Consider the following 16,273-nt stretch of genomic DNA (forward strand, 5'->3'; position numbering starts at 1 on the left):
CACTGCAAGCAGGTGGTCGGTCGATTCGGGATGAGGCAGGGCTGAATGTTAGAAGCCACCGCCTCAGAAGCCCTTCGCACTAACCGCGTCACGACGGTGCGCCGACACGCGGCTTGGCAGGAAGAAAAACAAGGCGCTGACCAGATAATGGCTCTATGACAGCCGCGCCCCGAACCAATTCGGGGCAGTTTTGGGGCATCAATGACTTTGTTTTCAAGGGGCCTTCCGGGCCTCGCTGCGCTTGCTTGTGCGATGAGCTTGTCCTTCACCGCATCTGCGGATGACTTCATTAAGGAATGCCAGGCCGGAACGCCTGGCCCGGACTCGGCAAAGATCTGCAAGTGCATGTCAGACAAGGTTTCCGGGGGAGACCGCGCCAATGCAATTGAGGCGATGAACAAGACGAACGCCGCGCTCGCTAAGGGCACCCAAGCCGACCCGTCGACGATGACACCGAAGGTCATGAAGGGTGTTGAGACCGTGATGAAGGTCCAGCTCGAGTGCATGTAGGTCTTATATTGAAATAGCTAAAGCAGGGCCCATCCTCCATCTGGGTAAGGGCCCTGCTACAGCTTTCTTGAGGGACACACGCAAGATCGCCGGAGCACGAAGTCCCGCGGGTGAAGACACAACACACAATACAAGCGCGCAACCTGTGGCATAGACAGCACTGACAGCGGCGGACGGTTGGTCAAATCGGGATAGTCATTAGGCGATATCTAGCGAAGTCTCCGCGCTGCTGATTGCCTAGGTTGCCGCCATGAGTGACGCCCTCCAGCCCGCGTACCGGCTGGGATCTTCTCAAGAACAAGGAGATCGTCGCTAGTCACCCGTCAGTGCTCTATCTCGCTGCGACGATGGGCAGCCAAGGATCTCGATCGCAAGTACGAGCCTGCCCCTTCCGATGCGATACTTGCAAGCGCCGGAGCGAGATCGTTTTCGACGCGCCGGAAGGCTTCACCCCGTCGGTGAGGAGCTCGGGCCGCCGGCACATCGGCCTGAACTCTAGTATTGCTCGCTCGGGCACCAGGATCGCACTGCGAGCGAACATCTAAAATGGAACAATTCACAGTTGCTGTTGGGAAAACGCAACAATACAGTTTGACTGCACTCTGCCCAATACGTGCGAGACGATGTCTAGTGAATTGCAACACCAAGTTCTCTTGAGCAACGAGATCGCATTGTCTGCCATTTCCCGTGCGGGGAGGCTACTGCCCGGCCGGCGGCTGGCGGATCACAGAAAACCACGAATCTTGAGCCTCGGCGGATGTCTCACTCATGACATCTGCAAAGCCTTCGGTAATCTTGCTGAGCATAAGCATCTTTGGCGCGTCACGGTGCCGGGCTTGGTCGCGCAACCGGCCATCGGGCGCAGCCTGTACAAGTCCGATTCATTCGAAGTCAGCGAGCGATTGAATTACGAACTGACGAAGCAGGCACTTCAAATAAGTGCCCAGTTTGCGCCAGATATCATAATGATCGATCCTACCAGTGACCTTCCGTTGGACTATTACGAGAAGGACGGCTGTATCATCCCAGACTTCGCATCGGGGATGGTTACCCAGGGGAAAATCGAATGGCCGCCCGAGTTCCCGATCGCGGAATGGTCTCGGCTGAGTCCGCTTAGCCCTCGATACACAGAGATCTATATCGCCGGCCTGAAGCAGATGCTCTCCCTGGACTTTGTCAAGCGAGCCGACGTTCTGTTTCTTCAACGTCGTGCATGCTCACTGACTATTAGCGCCGACGGCTTCAGCGAAATTCATGAGCCCAGCATTTCCAGGATCAATAGCTTCGTGACCGATCTATTCGATACCATCAGGGATGAGGTTCCTGGATTGAAGGTCGTGAAGTTCGACGAAGAGATGATGTTTACCTCGAAAGACGCTCCGTGGGGCGAGTGGCTCTTTCATCCGGTCGAAGAGTTTTACGACTACGCTGCCAATGAGATAGCGTCGATGTATGGTCTGAAGGGCCGATATCTCACGGCACTCTTCAAGGATAGATACGCGCAGCGTGTGCAGCGTCGCCGCATCAAAGAGCGAGAATACGAAACCCTCTCCGCAGAACACCAGAAACTTGTCGAAGAGCGCGACGCGCTTGTAGCTCAGCAGGACGCACTTGTAACTCAGCGGGATGCCTTGGTGGTTGAGCACGACATCCTGGCAGGTAAACACGAGGCCGTCGCCTCAGAACGCCAGGCTCTTGCTGAAGAACGAGACGCACGTGTGGCTCAGAGTGACGCCCTGCAGGCTCAACACCAGTCTTTGGCGGGGCAGCACGAAGCAGTGGCCGCGGAACGACAGACTCTTGCCGAAGAGCGGGATGCGCTTATCGCACAACGTGACGCGCTGCTTGCCGAACGTGATACCTTGGCGAGGCAGCACGAAGCAGTGGCCACGGAACGACAGACTCTTGCTGAAGAGCGGGATGCGCTTATCACACAACGTGACGCGCTGCTTGCCGAACGTGATACCTTGGCGGGGCAGCACGAAGCAGTGGCCGCGGAACGACAGACTCTTGCTGAAGAGCGGGACGCGCTTATCGCTCAACGAGATCTTCTGATCGCTGCGCGCGACACCTTGGCAAGTCAGAAAGATACTGTTGCCGCGGAACGCCAGGCGATTGCCGAAGAGCGGGACGCGCGTGCATTCCAGTGTGAAGTCCTGGCGGTTGAACGCGACGCCTTGCTAGGTCGGCACGACACCGTCGCTTCGGAGCATCAGGCCCTTGCCAAAGAGTTGGATGCGCTCGCGGCTCAACGTGACGCGCTTCTTGCCGAACGAGATGCATTGTTAGCCCGGCAAGGGCGACGCCTGTTGAAATTTCTCAATCCATCAGTGTCGCTCTTCGATAGGCAGTAGGCGCAGGCGTTCAAATTCTCGATCGCCACGGTGCTGTTCACGCGCATGGCGCGACCGGATGTCGGTAACCTTACCAAGCGGTGTGCATGTTCGGTCCAATCTACTTTCTGTCTGGCGACGGCTATCCGACTGATGCCCATGTCGATCGAGAACTGCAAAGGCGCCTCTCCCCTTCTTTCTCAAAGTGGATAGGTCAGAAGGAAATTTATCACCCGACGCACGAGTCGTTTCGCATGGACGACTTCTCGCGGCGCACCGAGCACCTCGAAGCTTACCTGGCGGCGCAGGAGCACGCCGGGAGCTTCATCTTGATGGGACGATCGTCGGGCGCCCGGCTCGCGACGCTATATGCCAGTCGGCATCCTGTGAGCGCAATCGTATGTCTCGGCTATCCATTCCGCAATCCGGCGCAAGGGCCGCAGCCCGAACGCTACCTGCACTTGGCCGAGTTGCGCGTGCCGACGCTGATCTGTCAAGGGCTCCAAGACGAATACGGCGGCCGAAACATCTTTGGCGATTATGCCCTTTCGCCATCGCTGCGGGTTCACTTGCTGCACGCTGAACACGAATTCAACATCAGCTCCGATGCTTGGGATTCGGTCGCTCGTATCATTTTGGAATTCTGCCAGGACGTGCTACGGCGCGACTGAGCTTCCACCTAACGTGAGGCTCGTCCCAGAAGGTCGCACATGCATCGCGAACATGTATTCAGCGGTAATACTTGGTTTGCCATCACTTACCGGCAATCTGCCGCAAGCATTGTCCTTCGCTGCTGACCCAGCAGAACTGCCAAGCCAGTACGACAGCACCATACCGTACCCAGTCGCCGCAGAGCCGCCGAGCAACACAATGCTTCCTTCATCCCTTCTGGCACCACCCGGAAGAACAGCATTGCCACGAAGCCCGCGAACACCAGGATTGCCGACACGGACACCACTGGGGAGCCCCAAGCGATCGGCGAATTGGCCCTTGCGAGTTCGATGGTCTGACTGCGCGCGCTCTGCACGTCGTGCAGCCTGACCGTCAGCTCTTCAATAGCCTGCTGACGCTCGCGCCCCTCCGCCTCGATCACGATGCGCTTGAATTCCAGTGCCTTGGCTGGGTCGGCCGCGAGCGCTTTCTCCAGGGCGGCCGGATCGTCAGCCCCGAACACCTGTTTGGCGGCTCCCGTGACGACCTCGACGGCCTTCCCGGTTTTATTGCCAAAGATCCACGAGGCGATTGAGGGCAGCGATTCGACAAGGACGCCAGCCAGACCGGCAGCGACGAGAGGAATGGGCATCACGCCACCGCCTTTGCTGCCGTTTTTGGGCCGACCATCTCCATGGCCGTGGCGTAACGCGCCGGCCAAGTCTGGGGATGCGGTTTGCCGCGGCGCCAATTGCGAATGTACTAGTCCCAGGCGCCCCTTTGATCGCCGACCGCCGAAAGGGCTCGCGGATCGCTATAGAGCAGCAAACGCGCCATGCAGGCCGCCAGCGTGTCGTTCCAGGCCATGGCCTCGTAGACCGTCGCTGTGTCGCACGAGATATCGAGTTGCTTGCAGATGGCCGCGATGGCGTCCTTGGTGGCAGGATGGCCCAGCACGCCAGTCACGCCGCCGCCCCGTTCAAACTGCCAGTAGCTGCGCGCCAGGCCGCCTATCTGGCGCCGATGCGCCCAAACACTCTCCTGACCGGCAATCGCCATGAGCATCACCAGCGCCCGGTCATCGGATTTGATACCGGCCCGGCCGTCCAGCGACTGCATCGAACGCATCACGTCGTAGTGGAGAATTCGCGGTTCCATCTGCTCCTACCGTCTCTGCCACTGCTGGCGCTCTTGTTCCTCGCTGGCGCTGGGGGCACTCGGCGTCATGCGATAGAGCAGCCGCTGTAGGTCACCGATCTTCTCGTCCTGCTGGTCGTTCCGGCGGTCGGTCGCATCCATCCAGGCGCCCTAGTGGATCTGGGTCGTGGTCAGTGCGGCGAAGCCCGACTTGAGCGCAGTCACGTCCGTGGCCGTCTCCTTGACGGTCTTCAGGATCAGCCCGGCAAGCGTAGCTGTCGCGGCCACGCCAACGGCCATCCACCAGCGGTAAGCCTGTACGCCCAGACTGTTCTTCGTCTCCTCGCTCACGGGCGCACCCTATGTCTTCCCGATCACGAGCCAGCAGGTCAAAACGGCATTCCACTTAAGGATAGCCGATTGATACTGCGACAGGGTCACAGCAGTGCAGGTAGAGTTCGCGCCATTAGTGATCGAAAAGCCGCCAGAGGTAAGGGCAGTTACTGTGACCACTCGCTCGCTCCAAGTGTTCGCGATAGAGGTAATTGTCGTGGTCCCAGTGATGATGACCGCCGAGTTGAACGGAAGCGTGATAGATGAGGCCGAGGCAACAGTCGGGGCTAAGTTGTCGAGCCCCATGTTGTTGGCAAGGATCATGGTGCTTCCACCAGAGTTCCTCTGGATGGGAACCGCACCCGAGAACATATTCGCCGTGATATCGACGATGTTTGCGCCGTTCACCCTAATGTCGGTGAAATGCCGCCCGCTCTCACAGTTAGTGAAGCGGTTACCGTTTACAGTGATATATTGAGCCGTGCCGCCGAGAGTCAGGAGAGTGTCGCCGGCATTGTACGGGGTGCAGAACAGATTGCTATTGAAGGAAATGTATCTACCTCCCTCAACACTTACGGTAGCCGCGGCATAGCCGATGATGAATCGCGAACCAGTGAAGCCGATGTTTTCGACGACCCCTCCGCTGCTGCTCGCGCTATTCAGGATACGTACAGTCTTGTTCGAGCTACCGCCGTTACCGCTCATCCATGCGCCGACGAAATCAAGCTGCCTAACTACCCCGCCATTTGAATCAATCAGGAGTTCATTCTCGTACGAGGTGTCGCCGATGATATCTCTGGCCAGAAGATAGCCGACCACCTGCCCAGAGCCGGGGAATACCTTGACACCTGTCCCCATTATGAACGGCGCGTTGGTCGCCATGAACGGACCACCGGCGTCTAGGAACAACACACCTGTAGCAGTGTTCGTCCCTCCCCCCACGTACGCGTTATCGAACAGGCGCGTGTTGACGGTGTTCCCGTTTGTACTGTCGTTTCCTATCCTAAAGGCGCTTCCGCCGTCCGAGGGCGCGAAGACAGTGTTGGCCTGCAGCAGCGTTTCGACATTTTGGTTGGGGCCGTTGCCCGTCACGTCAATGCCCACGAACGGGTAGTTGATCTGGTTGTTGGCAGCTATGAACTGACCGCCGACACCAAACTTCATCGCGGCACCCGAAGTGTTGGCGTTAAAGGCCGAACCCATCTGGAAGCAAACATTTGACACCGAACTGTTCCAGCCGGTCAACGTCAGCAGCGTCATGTTCGTTGCGCCGGCCTTGAGCCCGGTTGCGCAAGAGCTAGAGTAGATACCCGCCGGCCCCTGGCTTCCGACGATCGTCACGGTGTTGGAAGTCGCGAGAGGCATTGAGATCCGGTAGAGGCGCGGCCCTAGCGCAATTTTCTTATTTGCTGCCGCATTGAGCGTTGCCTGCATGCAGGCCGAGTCGTCAGTAGTCCCATCACCAACACACCCGAAATCGAGCGGCGATATTATCTCGCTGAATCGATCCGCGAGGCTGCGCGGGGTCGTCGTGCCGGTCGCTGTTACAAGGGGTGCGTTGGCAGTGATGGCCGGCAGCGTCGTAGAGATTGACGGAACGCCCGATCCATTGGTGACGGCCACGCCATTTGCCGTCCCGCTCTTGCCCAACGCATAAGGCGTCCCCATGCGGGTGTAGCAGCCGGTCGGACCGGAGGTCGGCGTTACCTGAAAAATATCATCGGCCGCGCCACAGGGCGACGTCGACCAGTTGAAGGTTCCGGGATTCGCCCCCACGACCTCGACCACCGCAGGGCGAGTGGTCAGCCCCTTCAGCGCCGCAATCGACGGAGCCGTGTAGTAGCTTGATGCGGTCTGTGCATGCGCGACGGGAATTGCCAGACCAAAGGCGATGAGAAAGCGCGAGGCGATGTAGATCATTTTCATGCTGGAGCCCATGAACCAATCTGAGAAGCGGAAACCCAAAGCGTTGAAGAAACGGCCTTCAATGTGAGTGCCGAATAGGGAGAACTGGAGGATACGTTGCCGCCTGCGCTGGAGGTGATTTCACCCAAGGCAATGACGACCGAGCCGCCGACGTCGATGACCAAAGACTGAGCGACCACAACGACGAATCCAAACTCGAGGCCAGCAATTGGCGTGGGAAGCGTGAGTGTCACCGCCCCTGAAGCACCCTCGTTTGTGAAAGTCTGGTAGCTCTGGGCAGCGATCAGTGTCCCACTGACGGTTTTCGTGGACACGATGCCAAAGCCAGTAACGCCCGTCCCGCCGTGCGCCACATCCCGAACGGGATTCAGTAGCGCATCGAGTTCGGCATCAATGGCCGAAAAGTTCTCGTTGAGCTGCGAGATGAACTCGGGCGTTACCGCATTGACGTTGCAGATGTCAGTCATTGGTTCACTTACAGTTTGATGGACGCGTGGATGACGAAGGTCGGCTGGACGTTGTTGTGAGTGCCGTCGCCGCCCGTCCAATCAGTGGGGGCGCCGAGGATGAGACTACCGCCGGCCGAGGCCGCCGGGTCACCCGAAGAACCGAGCCCATTGGCGCCAGGAACCTGTGAGTGGCGATGCGCCGGCATTTCGGCAACCGTGAGCTGATGGCTCTTCTCGCCACCGATCTTGCCGAGCGTGACCGTTCCGCCGAATCCGCCAGTCGCGCCCGAACCCAGACGGGCCGTTGCACCGCCGCCCATGTTGTCGGCAACGGCGAACGTGCAGCCCTCGGGATCGGGCAGAGGCATGCGCTTGTTGGCCGCGAAGTCGGCCACCGCATTGAGACCGCGCGTTGTCGGTGCTCCAGCGCCGGTCTGGATCACAAGCAGCGTGTTGGTCGCATCTTCGTTCCAGAGGTGCGTAAACCGCTCCTCGGTGTCCGCATTTGCGCGCACCGTGGCGCCCGAGCTGGCGTTGCCGATGGTCTTGCCGTTCATGAACAGCGAGCCGGCGGGCTCTGTCGATCGATAGGCAATCTTCACGTCGCCAGTATCGAAGCCACCCCAGACGATGTCTGTGCCGTTCGACACCAGGGCTTTGCCGGCCGCGCCCAACGGCAGCCGAACATAGCCACTGGCATCGCGCGTCAGGAGGTCGCCGCGAGTCGTCAGAATATCCAACCAGGACCGCGATGTACTGATGATGCGATAGGCGCCGTCGGCCTGATTGTAGGACACGTGGCCAACCATGCCGGCGGTGAGCAGGTTCGCCGGGATCGCCCCCCATGCACCGTTGGCATAGTAATGCAGAGGCTTAGCGCCGCGGCTGTTTCCGTTCAGCGTCGCAGGAGCGCCATTGGCCGTGTGGAACTGCACCAGCCGGGCTTCCCCATCGATCAAGGCGGCGGCGGGCACCGGATAGCTAAGGATATAGGCCGTGCCGGTCCCGGTAGTGATCTTGGGAATTGACCAGCCGAACCAGCGCTTGATCGCGCCCATGACCATGCGGAGTGTATTGTTAAGACCGGCCAGCGGCATGCCCTCGGGCGCCCCGTCCGAGGCCGGCTGGTTGTTGTCGTCGTCGGCTTCCGCCCAGTTGGATTGGGTGATGTCAGCCATGATATGATCCGCCTATGGGGCTGCTCGTCCAAACCGTCTCGGCTCTGCTGGGCATCGCCGTCACATTCCTGATTTTCGAGAACAGATCGTCCGCGCCGGCCATGGTGTATGTGGCCGCGGCGTTCTTCTCCGGTTGGCTCGGGACCTGGTTGTATGCGCGCTGGAAGGTCGGTTGTGGCGTCACTGTGACCCCCTCTCGGCTGAAGTAACTCCCGGCACGGCGCTGCGCACGAGGCGGCGTAACAGCGGCTCCGCAATCTTCGTCCGTCGCCTTCTTCATCAGGGCGGCGGTCAATTGCAGGTCCTGCAGGACCTCGAATAGCCGGTCGCTCACCGCATTGTCCGCCCCGCTGTAGACCAGCCCCAACGCCCGCTTGACCGGATGCAAGAGCGGCGCATCTGTGAAGCGAGGCGACAGCAGCGCGCCAAGGATGCTTTCAGTGGCGAGCCGGTCGAATGTCGGCGAACCCGTGCGGCCCGGAATGCTCTGCGCCTGATCCTTGAAGGCTTTCACGATAGCGTCGAGGCCGGACACCTGATCCGGCGTCAGTACATTGGCGGCGGCGCCGCGGTTACTCTCCAGCCAGCGGGCCGCGCTATCGGTGTTGAAGCGCGCATTTTCCGATGCCTCCTGGGCGCTCTTGGAAAGAGCGCTGGCGCGGAAATCGTCGATGATCGCCTTTTGCAGGTCCTTCACGGCCTCGGGATTGCTGCCGACGCTCATCCTGAGCGCCTGAAGTCGCTTCGCACTATCTGGTGCCCCAAGCGTGCTGCGCACCGCCGCGCCCAGATCGCCCTCGACAAAGCGGCCGGCGGGAGACGCCTTGAACCCAGCGCTCTTGCCCTTGGTTGTCGCCGCCGCCTCGATCTGGCACGCGAGCGCGGGGTCCAGCGCCTCGATGGCCGGGCGGTTCTGCTGCAGAAACGACTTGATGTCCTTGGCGTCGCGCGCCTTGCCCGAGACGAAGCTACGCATGGCATCAATGGCACTCTGGTTGGGTCGTTGGCTGCCAGGAATTCCTTCATCGTGGCCACGCCTGCATCGCCTGAACGGAAGAACTGGCTGGGCACCCGCTCGTCGGCAGCATGAATTTGCCGCCAAAGCGGTCCTTCTCCACCACGCCTTCGACGAACGGCGCGCCCATATCTGACTTAAACGCATCCAGCGGCCGGTTCATCTCGGCGTAGGTCTGCCGTGCCTGCCGTTCTGCGGGAACCGCTGACAGTGAGTCGTCGATACGGTCACGGATACCCATCAGCACCGATTGCTGTCGCGAGCCCTGCGGAGCGGAGCCGATCGTGTCATTCAGCGCATCCCTCGCGTTCATCATACCGGGGACCGACCAATCGGGTTCCTTTGGCATTCACCAACAAACCACGAGCCTTGGTCGCCGCTGCCTGCACGTCGCCCTTGGTCGTCGAGATGACCTCATTCACATGCTGCCAAAGCGGGATGATTCTGATGTCATCTGGGAACGACCGCGCCTCGTCATAGAGAGGCCGTGTGGCCCGCGAGCGCGCGGCCTCCAGGCCCTCGTATCGCCTGCGAAGCGTGTCCTGTACGGCCTCGCCGGCCGTCGCTGCGTCAGCTCCCGGAGGAAGCCCATCAACGCCGCCTGAGTGCGCATGGCCGCGCCGGCATCCTGCTTACCCAACTCGGCCACGAAAGCCTTGGGGTCCATCCCGGCATCCAGCCGGTCCAACGATTCAGTCAGCGCTGCGTTGTTGTCGTTGTAGGTCGCCCGCATGCCGGGAACCTTGGCCTCCGCTACTTCCTGCACGGCCATCAGGCCGGGATCTCAGGACGCCTTGCCGGTCGGCAGGCGGAAGTCCGGCGTTTGCGTCGGGAACGTCTCGCTCGCGATCGTGTAGTCATCGATGCTCTTGATGGTGGTGTCAGGATCGGCCGCGCGGTTGCGTAGTGTCTCGCCGACAAGACGATCACGGCCGGACTCGGTGAACGGCGTCACCGTTGCTTTCGCGGCCTTCGCCGTCTTTCCGTCCAGCATGGTCCGCCGATGCCGGCAGCGCCGCCCGCAACACCACCAGCGACACGCGCCGGGATTTCGTAAGCCTTCCGTCGCCTGACCTGCAGCCTCTGAAGCCGCGCCGCCCATAGCGCCAGCAATAAGCGCCGGCATGGAAGTCGCGCCAGTCAGCGGCATGGTGAGCGCGCCTTGAACGGCCGTATCAACGATCTTGCCACCGGGGATGGTGCCCTCAAGCTTCACCTCCGGCGCACCTGTTGCATCGAGCACCTCAACGCGACCGACCTGGGCTGACGCACACTGGCCCAAAAGTGACCTGTTCGGCCCCCATGAACAGGAACAGAACGAAATTTTGGAAAAACCTGCGATCAATCTTGGAAAAAACGCGATTTCGCGGGCCAAGAAGTCGCTGACGGGAGGGTCCCAAAACGTTGGCCCGCTTGAACTTAAGGCAATGGTGCCCAGGGGCGGAATCGAACCACCGACACTGCGATTTTCAGTCGCATGCTCTACCAACTGAGCTACCTGGGCGCGCCGTTTCAGGGGCGGCGGCGCTTATAGGACGCGCTAGCCTCGCTGTCCAGACGGTCGGTCGGCCCCGTCTTGGGATGTTCCGCGCCCCGGCTCCTCCTCGCCCGGCCCCTCCTCCGTTTCCACGCGATAGCCTTCCTTCAGCCAGCGGCCGAGGTCGATGTCGGCGCAGCGTTTGGAGCAGAAGGGTTGATACTGCCCTTCTGCAGGCTTCGAGCAGATCGGACATTTGGCGGCGATGCGCACCGCGCGCAGCGGCGGGCTCGAACGATCAGTCATCACTCTTCTCCAGCGCCTCGAGCTGAGCCGCCAGCGTCGGTCCGCGCCGGGCGCGGGTCAACTCGAAGTGGCCGAGGCGCGTGAAGCCGTAGATCTGGGTCGGCACCGAATCTTCGGCCAGGGCCTCGGCCAGGCAGGCCTGCACCTTGTCGCGATCATAGGCGCTGCGCATGTTGACGAAATCGACGACCACCGCCCCCGCGATATTGCGCAGGCGAAGCTGCTGGGCGATCGCCGGTGCCGCTTCCAGGTTGATCTCGACGGGCCGGCGCGGCGCGCGGCCCTGACGGCTGGCAGCAGCAGCGCTGTCGACGTCGATGGCGCACAACGTCTCGCCCGGTTCGAACAACACCTCGACGCCGCTCTCCAGCACAATGCGGCCGGCGAGCGCCGTGTCGATCTGCCCCGCGACATCGTCGATCTCGAAAGCCGGCATCGGCCCGTTGTGCCAGCGCACGCGGATCTTCTCGCCCAGCCGGTCCATCTCGTCCTGCAGCTTACGCGCCATGGCGCGATCATCGAGGATCACCTCCTCGAGCGTCGAGCCGAAGTCGCGCAGCAGACGGGCAATGGGATCGTGCTCGCCCGGCATGCGCGCCGAGAGGTCGGCCGGCGGCTCGATGTCCAAGGCCAGGCGGCGAATCTTTTCCCACCGCTCGGTGAGCTGCGTCGCATCGGCTTTCAGCAGGTCGGAAGCGGCGCCCCCGGCGGCGGTGCGCAGCACGATGCCGCCATCCAGCAGGCCTTCGACATGGCCCCGCAACCGCTCGCGTTCCGACTCGCCCTCGATGCGCCGCGAGAAGTTCACGCCTGCCCCGACCGGGTGATAGACGAGATAGCGGCCGGTGACGGCGATGTTCATCGAAAGCCGCGGGCCTTTGTCACCTTCGCCATCGTTGCGCACCTGCGCCAGCACCGGCGCGCCGGGCGGCGGCCAGCCATCGATGCCGGCACGATCCTCCGCCCGCAAGAAGCCGGAGCGACCGATGCCGATATCGACAAAGGCGGCGTCGAGCTCGGGCATCACCCGCTCGAGCCGGCCGAGAAAGACGCTCTCGACCCGTGAAGGCTTGTCGCGGCGGACGATCTGCAGTTCGGCCAGCCGGCCATGGGTGACCAGCGCCATCAGATAGGCGTTGGGAAGAACGTGGCAGATCAGACGGTCGATGCGGCTCATGACGCTGCGGCCTTCAGGAGCTGTTCGGTCTCGAACAGGGGCAAGCCGACCACGTTACTGTAGGAGCCGGAGAGGAAGGCCACGAAGGCCGCCGCACGGCCCTGGATGGCATAGCCACCGGCCTTGCCCCGCCATTCGCCGCTTTCGAGATAGGCGTCGATCTCGGCCGTCTCGAGCCGTTTGAAGCGCACGATCGTCTCGACCAGCCGCGACTTCACCTTGGCATCAGGACCAGCGACAGCAAGTCCGCCGAGAACGCGATGGCGCCGGCCGGAGAGCAGGCCGAGGCAGGTCCGCGCCTCATCGATCGTCTCGGTCTTGGGCAGGATGCGCCGACCGCACACGACCGCGCTATCCGCCGCCAGCACGATCGCGCCGGGATGGCGCGGCATCACGGCGGCGAGCTTGGCCGTCGCCATGCGCAGCGCATAGGCGCGCGGCAGCTCGCGGGCCAGCGGGCTCTCGTCGATGTCGGCGGGATCTATCTCGGCAGGCTCTCGTCCAACCTGTCGCAGCAGGTCGAGCCGGCGCGGCGAGGCGGAGGCCAGGACGAGCGCAGGAAGCGGCGAGGCGCGCAACGCCTACTTGAAACGGAAAGTGATACGGCCCTTGGTCAGGTCATAGGGCGTCATTTCGACAGTGACGCGGTCGCCTGCCAGTACGCGGATGCGGTTCTTGCGCATCTTGCCCGACGTGTGGGCCAGGATCGTGTGGTCGTTGTCGAGCTTCACCCGGAACATGGCATTGGGCAGCAGCTCGGACACGACGCCCGTGAATTCGATGAGATCTTCTTTGGCCATCCGGTCCCCGGCTGGAGAGAATATTGAAAGCGGCCGGAAAATGGGCTCCAGACGCCCCCAAGTCAACTACAGCGGGGGGTGGACAGACAGACCTCTTATCAACCTCTTAGTGGTCTTCTCAGGAGCCCTGCCCTCCCCTATACAAGTTGCCGCTGCGAACGCCCGGGGAAGGAAGGACCAGCAAGAATGAAGAGCTCGCGTATGTACGGCCTGCTGGCCGCTCTCCTCCTGGCGCCAGGATTGTCGTGGGCACAAGCCCCGACGGCCCCGGCCAAACCGGCACCAAATGCCATCACGCATCCTGCACAGAAGAAGATCGGCACGCCTTCCGCGCGGCAGTATTCCTCGTCGCTGATCGTGATTAATTCGCGCGGCGCCAAGCTTGACGGCCAAAAGCTGGTCCTCGACGGCGTCCAGCCGACCGCCACGTTGTTCACCAGCCGCCCCGTCCGCACGGTCGGCCATTTGGTGACGCCGGACATGGTCGAGATCTGGCGCACCGGCAGCTTCGCCAAGGATCCGCCGAACGCCACGGTCTCGGTATTCAGCAAGGACGGCTCGACCGTCTCCGATCTGGTGGTCACCCTCAACACCGCCAAGCTCGATGGCGAGAAGCTCACCTTCGACGTCCAGGTGCTGGAAGGTAGCCTCGGCACTGCCGACGGCCCGGCCTCGGTGTTCATCGACACGATCTGGTTCGGCATCGGCTCGCACGGTGCGCAGTACTACGGCCAGACGCAGACCACCGGTGGAACGACACCAGCGATTGGCGACCCGAACGACACCAGCACGCTCTCCGGCTGGCCCAACGCCTCGCCCACCGGCCCGGTCTACCAGTCGGGCCCGCCGGCTTCGAACAATCCCGGCGCACCGCCGCCGCCGGACATCGATCCCCGCTACCAGCAGCGCTACAACGCTCCGACTTGCGGCGCGCCTCCGCTGCTGCCCTGCTACTGAGACGGATGGAGACGATCATGAATTCCCTTCGCCTCTCGGCCGGTCTTCTCACTGCTTTCCTGCTGGCCGGCGCTTCGGTGTCGTCGGTTGCGCAAACGCCGCCGGCGCCAACAGCCACGACTCAAGGTCACCCCAAGACCGTCGGCAAGGCTGGCAAGCCGCATCTCATACCGTCGATGATCGTGCTCAACGCTCGTGGCGCCAAGCTGCAGGGCAAGCAGCTGATCCTCGACGGCGTATCGCCCAACGCGATCGTTTTTGCCGACCGGCCGGTACGGGCGGCCGGCCACGCGCTCACCGCGCATGTGATCGAGGAATGGAGCAACAACGCGCCGGACAGCTTCGCCAAGGATCCACCGAACGCCACCGTGTCGGTGCTGAACAAGGCGAAGGCCAGCGTTGTCGATGCCGTGCTGACTCTGCGCGCGCCGAAGCTCGACGGCGACAAGCTCACCTTCGACGTCGATGTACTGGAGGGCGATCTCGCCGGCGCCGACGGTGCGGTGTCGGTGTTCATGGACATCATCAACCTGCCGTCGCCACGGCGGACCTCGCATCGCAGCGCCTGGTACGCTGGCGCGAACTGACGCCTCCGCGCTGACGAAATCCTTACAGTGGCCTGCACGTTGATGCAGGCTCACTTGCAGTACCGGAAATGCGCCGGCCGCATTTCGTGCACAATCGCGGCCAGAAATCTCTTCGAGCGAGAGCGCAGCGATGTCGCTGTGCGTCGCCCGAGGAGGAGCAGTCATGAACTGCAGAATGCTTGCAATCACATTGGTCGGCGCCACGCTTCTGGCCGCCGGCCCGACGATGGCGCAGCAACGTGAGCTCGACGGAACAGCGCCGGTCCCCGACAAGGTAGGTGCTACCGACCGGCAGGTGCCCACGGCGGTTGGCCCCAACTGGAGTCCCACGGCTGAAGGAGCGATTGTCCGCCAGCAGATCCACGACGCAGGCTATGGAGGCGTCACCATGCTGGAACGCATGCCCAATGGTACCTGGCAGGCACAAGCGTTCAAGGACCAGGCTTATTACGAGATCACGCTCGACCAAGCCGGCCACGTGACGCAGCGCTAAGGGTGTTCTTCAGACTGTTGGTGCGGAAGGGACGCCGAAACGCACCTTCAGTCGCCCCAGGACCTGATCGCGGGTGCGGCGGTAGGCGTCGAGCCGCGCCTCGCGACTGCCCTCGATGGCGCTGGGGTCGGGCATCGGCCAATACTCGACTTCGGTCGCACTGCCGCGTGTAAATTCCAGCGCTTGATGATGGGCTTCGGGCGACAGGGTGATGATCAGTTCGAAGGACGCCGGATCGACATCGCCGAAGGTCTTGGCATGATGACGATGAACGTCGATCCCCATTTCGTCGAGTACCGAAACGGCAAAGCCGTCGACGTCGCTCGCCCGTACCCCCACTGAATCGACATAGATGGACCGGCCATAGAGCCGCTTAGCCAGAGCCTCGGCCATGGGCGATCGCACGGAATTTTCGCTACAGGCGAAGAGCAGGCTGGAAGGCAGTCCGTTCATCGCCATTCAGCGTTCACGATTTAATGTGCAGGGCGCAGATCAGCGTGAACAGCCGGCGGGCCGTGTCGTGATCGACTTCGATCTTGCCGGCCAGACGCTCGCGCAGCAGCTCGGACCCTTCGTTGTGCAAGCCGCGGCGGCCCATATCGAGCGCCTCGATCTGCGAGGGGCCGAGCTTCTTGATGGCGGCGTAGTAGCTCTCGCAGATCAGGAAATAGTCCTTCACGACCTTTCGGAAGGGTGTCAGCGACAGGACGATGTCGCGTAGCTTCGCGTCCTCGCCATTGCGTACGTCGAAGATCAGTCGTTGCTCGAAGATGCCAATGCGCAGCCGATAGGGTCCCTTCTCGCCGCCGACGAGGCAGAAGTCATTCTCCTCCAGGAGATCGAACAGCGCCACGGCGCGCTCGTGCTCCACTTCCGGCGAGCGGCGAGCGACGGACTCCTCATCCAGCACAATATCGACGATGCGGCGCACCTGCGTCATCGGC

The 16,273-nt window shown here is 61.9% G+C and carries 23 protein-coding genes and 1 tRNA gene; 6 read left to right on the forward strand and 18 right to left on the reverse strand.

All coding sequences use genetic code 11. From position 1 onward, the window contains the following. Positions 1–252 precede the first annotated feature (252 nt). From EPO50_RS00265 to EPO50_RS00275, 3 genes are all read left to right on the forward strand, one after another. A complete protein-coding gene (locus EPO50_RS00265; protein WP_296340637.1) occupies positions 253–510 on the forward strand; it encodes a hypothetical protein in 258 nt (85 codons plus the stop codon). Positions 511–1,163: 653 nt separating this feature from the next. Further along, positions 1,164–2,864, forward strand: coding sequence for a hypothetical protein (locus EPO50_RS00270; RefSeq protein WP_296340638.1), 1,701 nt, complete (start codon positions 1,164–1,166; stop codon positions 2,862–2,864). An 86-nt stretch (positions 2,865–2,950) separates the two neighbouring features. Next, complete coding sequence (locus tag EPO50_RS00275; RefSeq protein WP_296340639.1) at positions 2,951–3,514, forward strand: alpha/beta family hydrolase; 564 nt, start codon at positions 2,951–2,953, stop codon at positions 3,512–3,514. 86 nt (positions 3,515–3,600) lie between these two features. On the opposite strand, the gene EPO50_RS00280 is transcribed toward EPO50_RS00275, so the two are convergent. The 16 genes from EPO50_RS00280 to infA all read right to left on the reverse strand — a co-directional run bounded on the left by EPO50_RS00280 (position 3,601) and on the right by infA (position 13,292). Next, positions 3,601–4,146 carry a hypothetical protein gene (locus EPO50_RS00280; protein WP_296340640.1) on the reverse strand — a complete coding sequence of 182 codons (546 nt, stop codon included), beginning with the start codon at positions 4,144–4,146 and terminating at the stop codon, positions 3,601–3,603. 110 nt (positions 4,147–4,256) lie between these two features. Then, on the reverse strand, positions 4,257–4,652 hold the full coding sequence (locus EPO50_RS00285) for a hypothetical protein (RefSeq protein ID WP_296340641.1): 396 nt from the start codon (positions 4,650–4,652) through the stop codon (positions 4,257–4,259). Positions 4,653–4,658: 6 nt separating this feature from the next. Continuing rightward, entirely contained in the window at positions 4,659–4,793 is a 135-nt protein-coding gene (locus EPO50_RS00290) for a hypothetical protein (protein WP_296340642.1), read from the reverse strand. A gap of 9 nt (positions 4,794–4,802) precedes the next feature. Beyond that, a complete protein-coding gene (locus EPO50_RS00295; protein ID WP_296340643.1) occupies positions 4,803–4,982 on the reverse strand; it encodes a hypothetical protein in 180 nt (59 codons plus the stop codon). A 9-nt stretch (positions 4,983–4,991) separates the two neighbouring features. After that, the gene (locus tag EPO50_RS00300) at positions 4,992–6,890 is read right to left on the reverse strand and encodes a hypothetical protein (RefSeq protein ID WP_296340644.1); all 1,899 of its coding nucleotides are present in this window, start codon (positions 6,888–6,890) and stop codon (positions 4,992–4,994) included. Further along, positions 6,887–7,357, reverse strand: coding sequence for a hypothetical protein (locus EPO50_RS00305; protein WP_296340645.1), 471 nt, complete (start codon positions 7,355–7,357; stop codon positions 6,887–6,889). The genes EPO50_RS00300 and EPO50_RS00305 overlap by 4 nt, the downstream gene beginning before the upstream one ends. Positions 7,358–7,365: 8 nt before the next feature. After that, entirely contained in the window at positions 7,366–8,517 is a 1,152-nt protein-coding gene (locus tag EPO50_RS00310; RefSeq protein WP_296340646.1) for a hypothetical protein, read from the reverse strand. Further along, entirely contained in the window at positions 8,510–9,493 is a 984-nt protein-coding gene (locus tag EPO50_RS00315) for a hypothetical protein (protein ID WP_296340647.1), read from the reverse strand. The genes EPO50_RS00310 and EPO50_RS00315 overlap by 8 nt, the downstream gene beginning before the upstream one ends. A gap of 46 nt (positions 9,494–9,539) precedes the next feature. After that, positions 9,540–9,881 carry a hypothetical protein gene (locus EPO50_RS00320; protein WP_296340648.1) on the reverse strand — a complete coding sequence of 114 codons (342 nt, stop codon included), beginning with the start codon at positions 9,879–9,881 and terminating at the stop codon, positions 9,540–9,542. A gap of 69 nt (positions 9,882–9,950) precedes the next feature. Then, positions 9,951–10,304, reverse strand: coding sequence for a hypothetical protein (locus EPO50_RS00325; RefSeq protein WP_296340649.1), 354 nt, complete (start codon positions 10,302–10,304; stop codon positions 9,951–9,953). A 12-nt stretch (positions 10,305–10,316) separates the two neighbouring features. Then, positions 10,317–10,907: a hypothetical protein gene (locus EPO50_RS00330; RefSeq protein WP_296340650.1), complete on the reverse strand. Its 591-nt coding sequence runs from the start codon at positions 10,905–10,907 to the stop codon at positions 10,317–10,319. 53 nt (positions 10,908–10,960) lie between these two features. Next, positions 10,961–11,036 (reverse strand) — tRNA-Phe (locus EPO50_RS00335). Positions 11,037–11,072: 36 nt separating this feature from the next. Beyond that, positions 11,073–11,315, reverse strand: a complete 243-nt coding sequence (locus tag EPO50_RS00340; RefSeq protein WP_296340651.1) for a DNA gyrase inhibitor YacG — start codon at positions 11,313–11,315, stop codon at positions 11,073–11,075. Beyond that, positions 11,308–12,492: a ribonuclease E/G gene (locus EPO50_RS00345; RefSeq protein WP_296340652.1), complete on the reverse strand. Its 1,185-nt coding sequence runs from the start codon at positions 12,490–12,492 to the stop codon at positions 11,308–11,310. Before EPO50_RS00345 ends, EPO50_RS00340 begins: the two co-directional genes overlap by 8 nt. Further along, complete coding sequence (locus EPO50_RS00350) at positions 12,489–13,070, reverse strand: Maf family nucleotide pyrophosphatase (RefSeq protein WP_296340653.1); 582 nt, start codon at positions 13,068–13,070, stop codon at positions 12,489–12,491. The genes EPO50_RS00345 and EPO50_RS00350 overlap by 4 nt, the downstream gene beginning before the upstream one ends. 3 nt (positions 13,071–13,073) lie before the next feature. After that, positions 13,074–13,292: a translation initiation factor IF-1 gene (infA, locus tag EPO50_RS00355; protein WP_199600557.1), complete on the reverse strand. Its 219-nt coding sequence runs from the start codon at positions 13,290–13,292 to the stop codon at positions 13,074–13,076. A 186-nt stretch (positions 13,293–13,478) separates the two neighbouring features. On the opposite strand from infA, the gene EPO50_RS00360 reads away from it, so the two are divergent. The 3 genes from EPO50_RS00360 (at position 13,479) to EPO50_RS00370 (ending at position 15,329) form a co-directional block, all read left to right on the forward strand. After that, positions 13,479–14,249 (forward strand): hypothetical protein, encoded by a 771-nt coding sequence (locus EPO50_RS00360; protein WP_296340654.1) that lies wholly within the window; start codon positions 13,479–13,481, stop codon positions 14,247–14,249. Between the two features lie 17 nt (positions 14,250–14,266). After that, entirely contained in the window at positions 14,267–14,836 is a 570-nt protein-coding gene (locus EPO50_RS00365; protein WP_296340655.1) for a hypothetical protein, read from the forward strand. A 163-nt stretch (positions 14,837–14,999) separates the two neighbouring features. Beyond that, positions 15,000–15,329 (forward strand): hypothetical protein, encoded by a 330-nt coding sequence (locus EPO50_RS00370; protein ID WP_296340656.1) that lies wholly within the window; start codon positions 15,000–15,002, stop codon positions 15,327–15,329. A 9-nt stretch (positions 15,330–15,338) separates the two neighbouring features. Here EPO50_RS00370 and EPO50_RS00375 read toward each other — a convergent pair whose 3' ends face one another. Together EPO50_RS00375 and EPO50_RS00380 are read right to left on the reverse strand one after the other, a co-directional pair. Further along, positions 15,339–15,788: a low molecular weight phosphatase family protein gene (locus tag EPO50_RS00375; protein ID WP_296340657.1), complete on the reverse strand. Its 450-nt coding sequence runs from the start codon at positions 15,786–15,788 to the stop codon at positions 15,339–15,341. A gap of 7 nt (positions 15,789–15,795) precedes the next feature. Continuing rightward, positions 15,796–16,269 carry a UPF0262 family protein gene (locus EPO50_RS00380; protein ID WP_296340658.1) on the reverse strand — a complete coding sequence of 158 codons (474 nt, stop codon included), beginning with the start codon at positions 16,267–16,269 and terminating at the stop codon, positions 15,796–15,798. Positions 16,270–16,273 lie beyond the last annotated feature (4 nt).

Origin of the sequence: Reyranella sp., assembly GCF_004297405.1 — a bacterium.
Lineage (GTDB): Bacteria > Pseudomonadota > Alphaproteobacteria > Reyranellales > Reyranellaceae > Reyranella.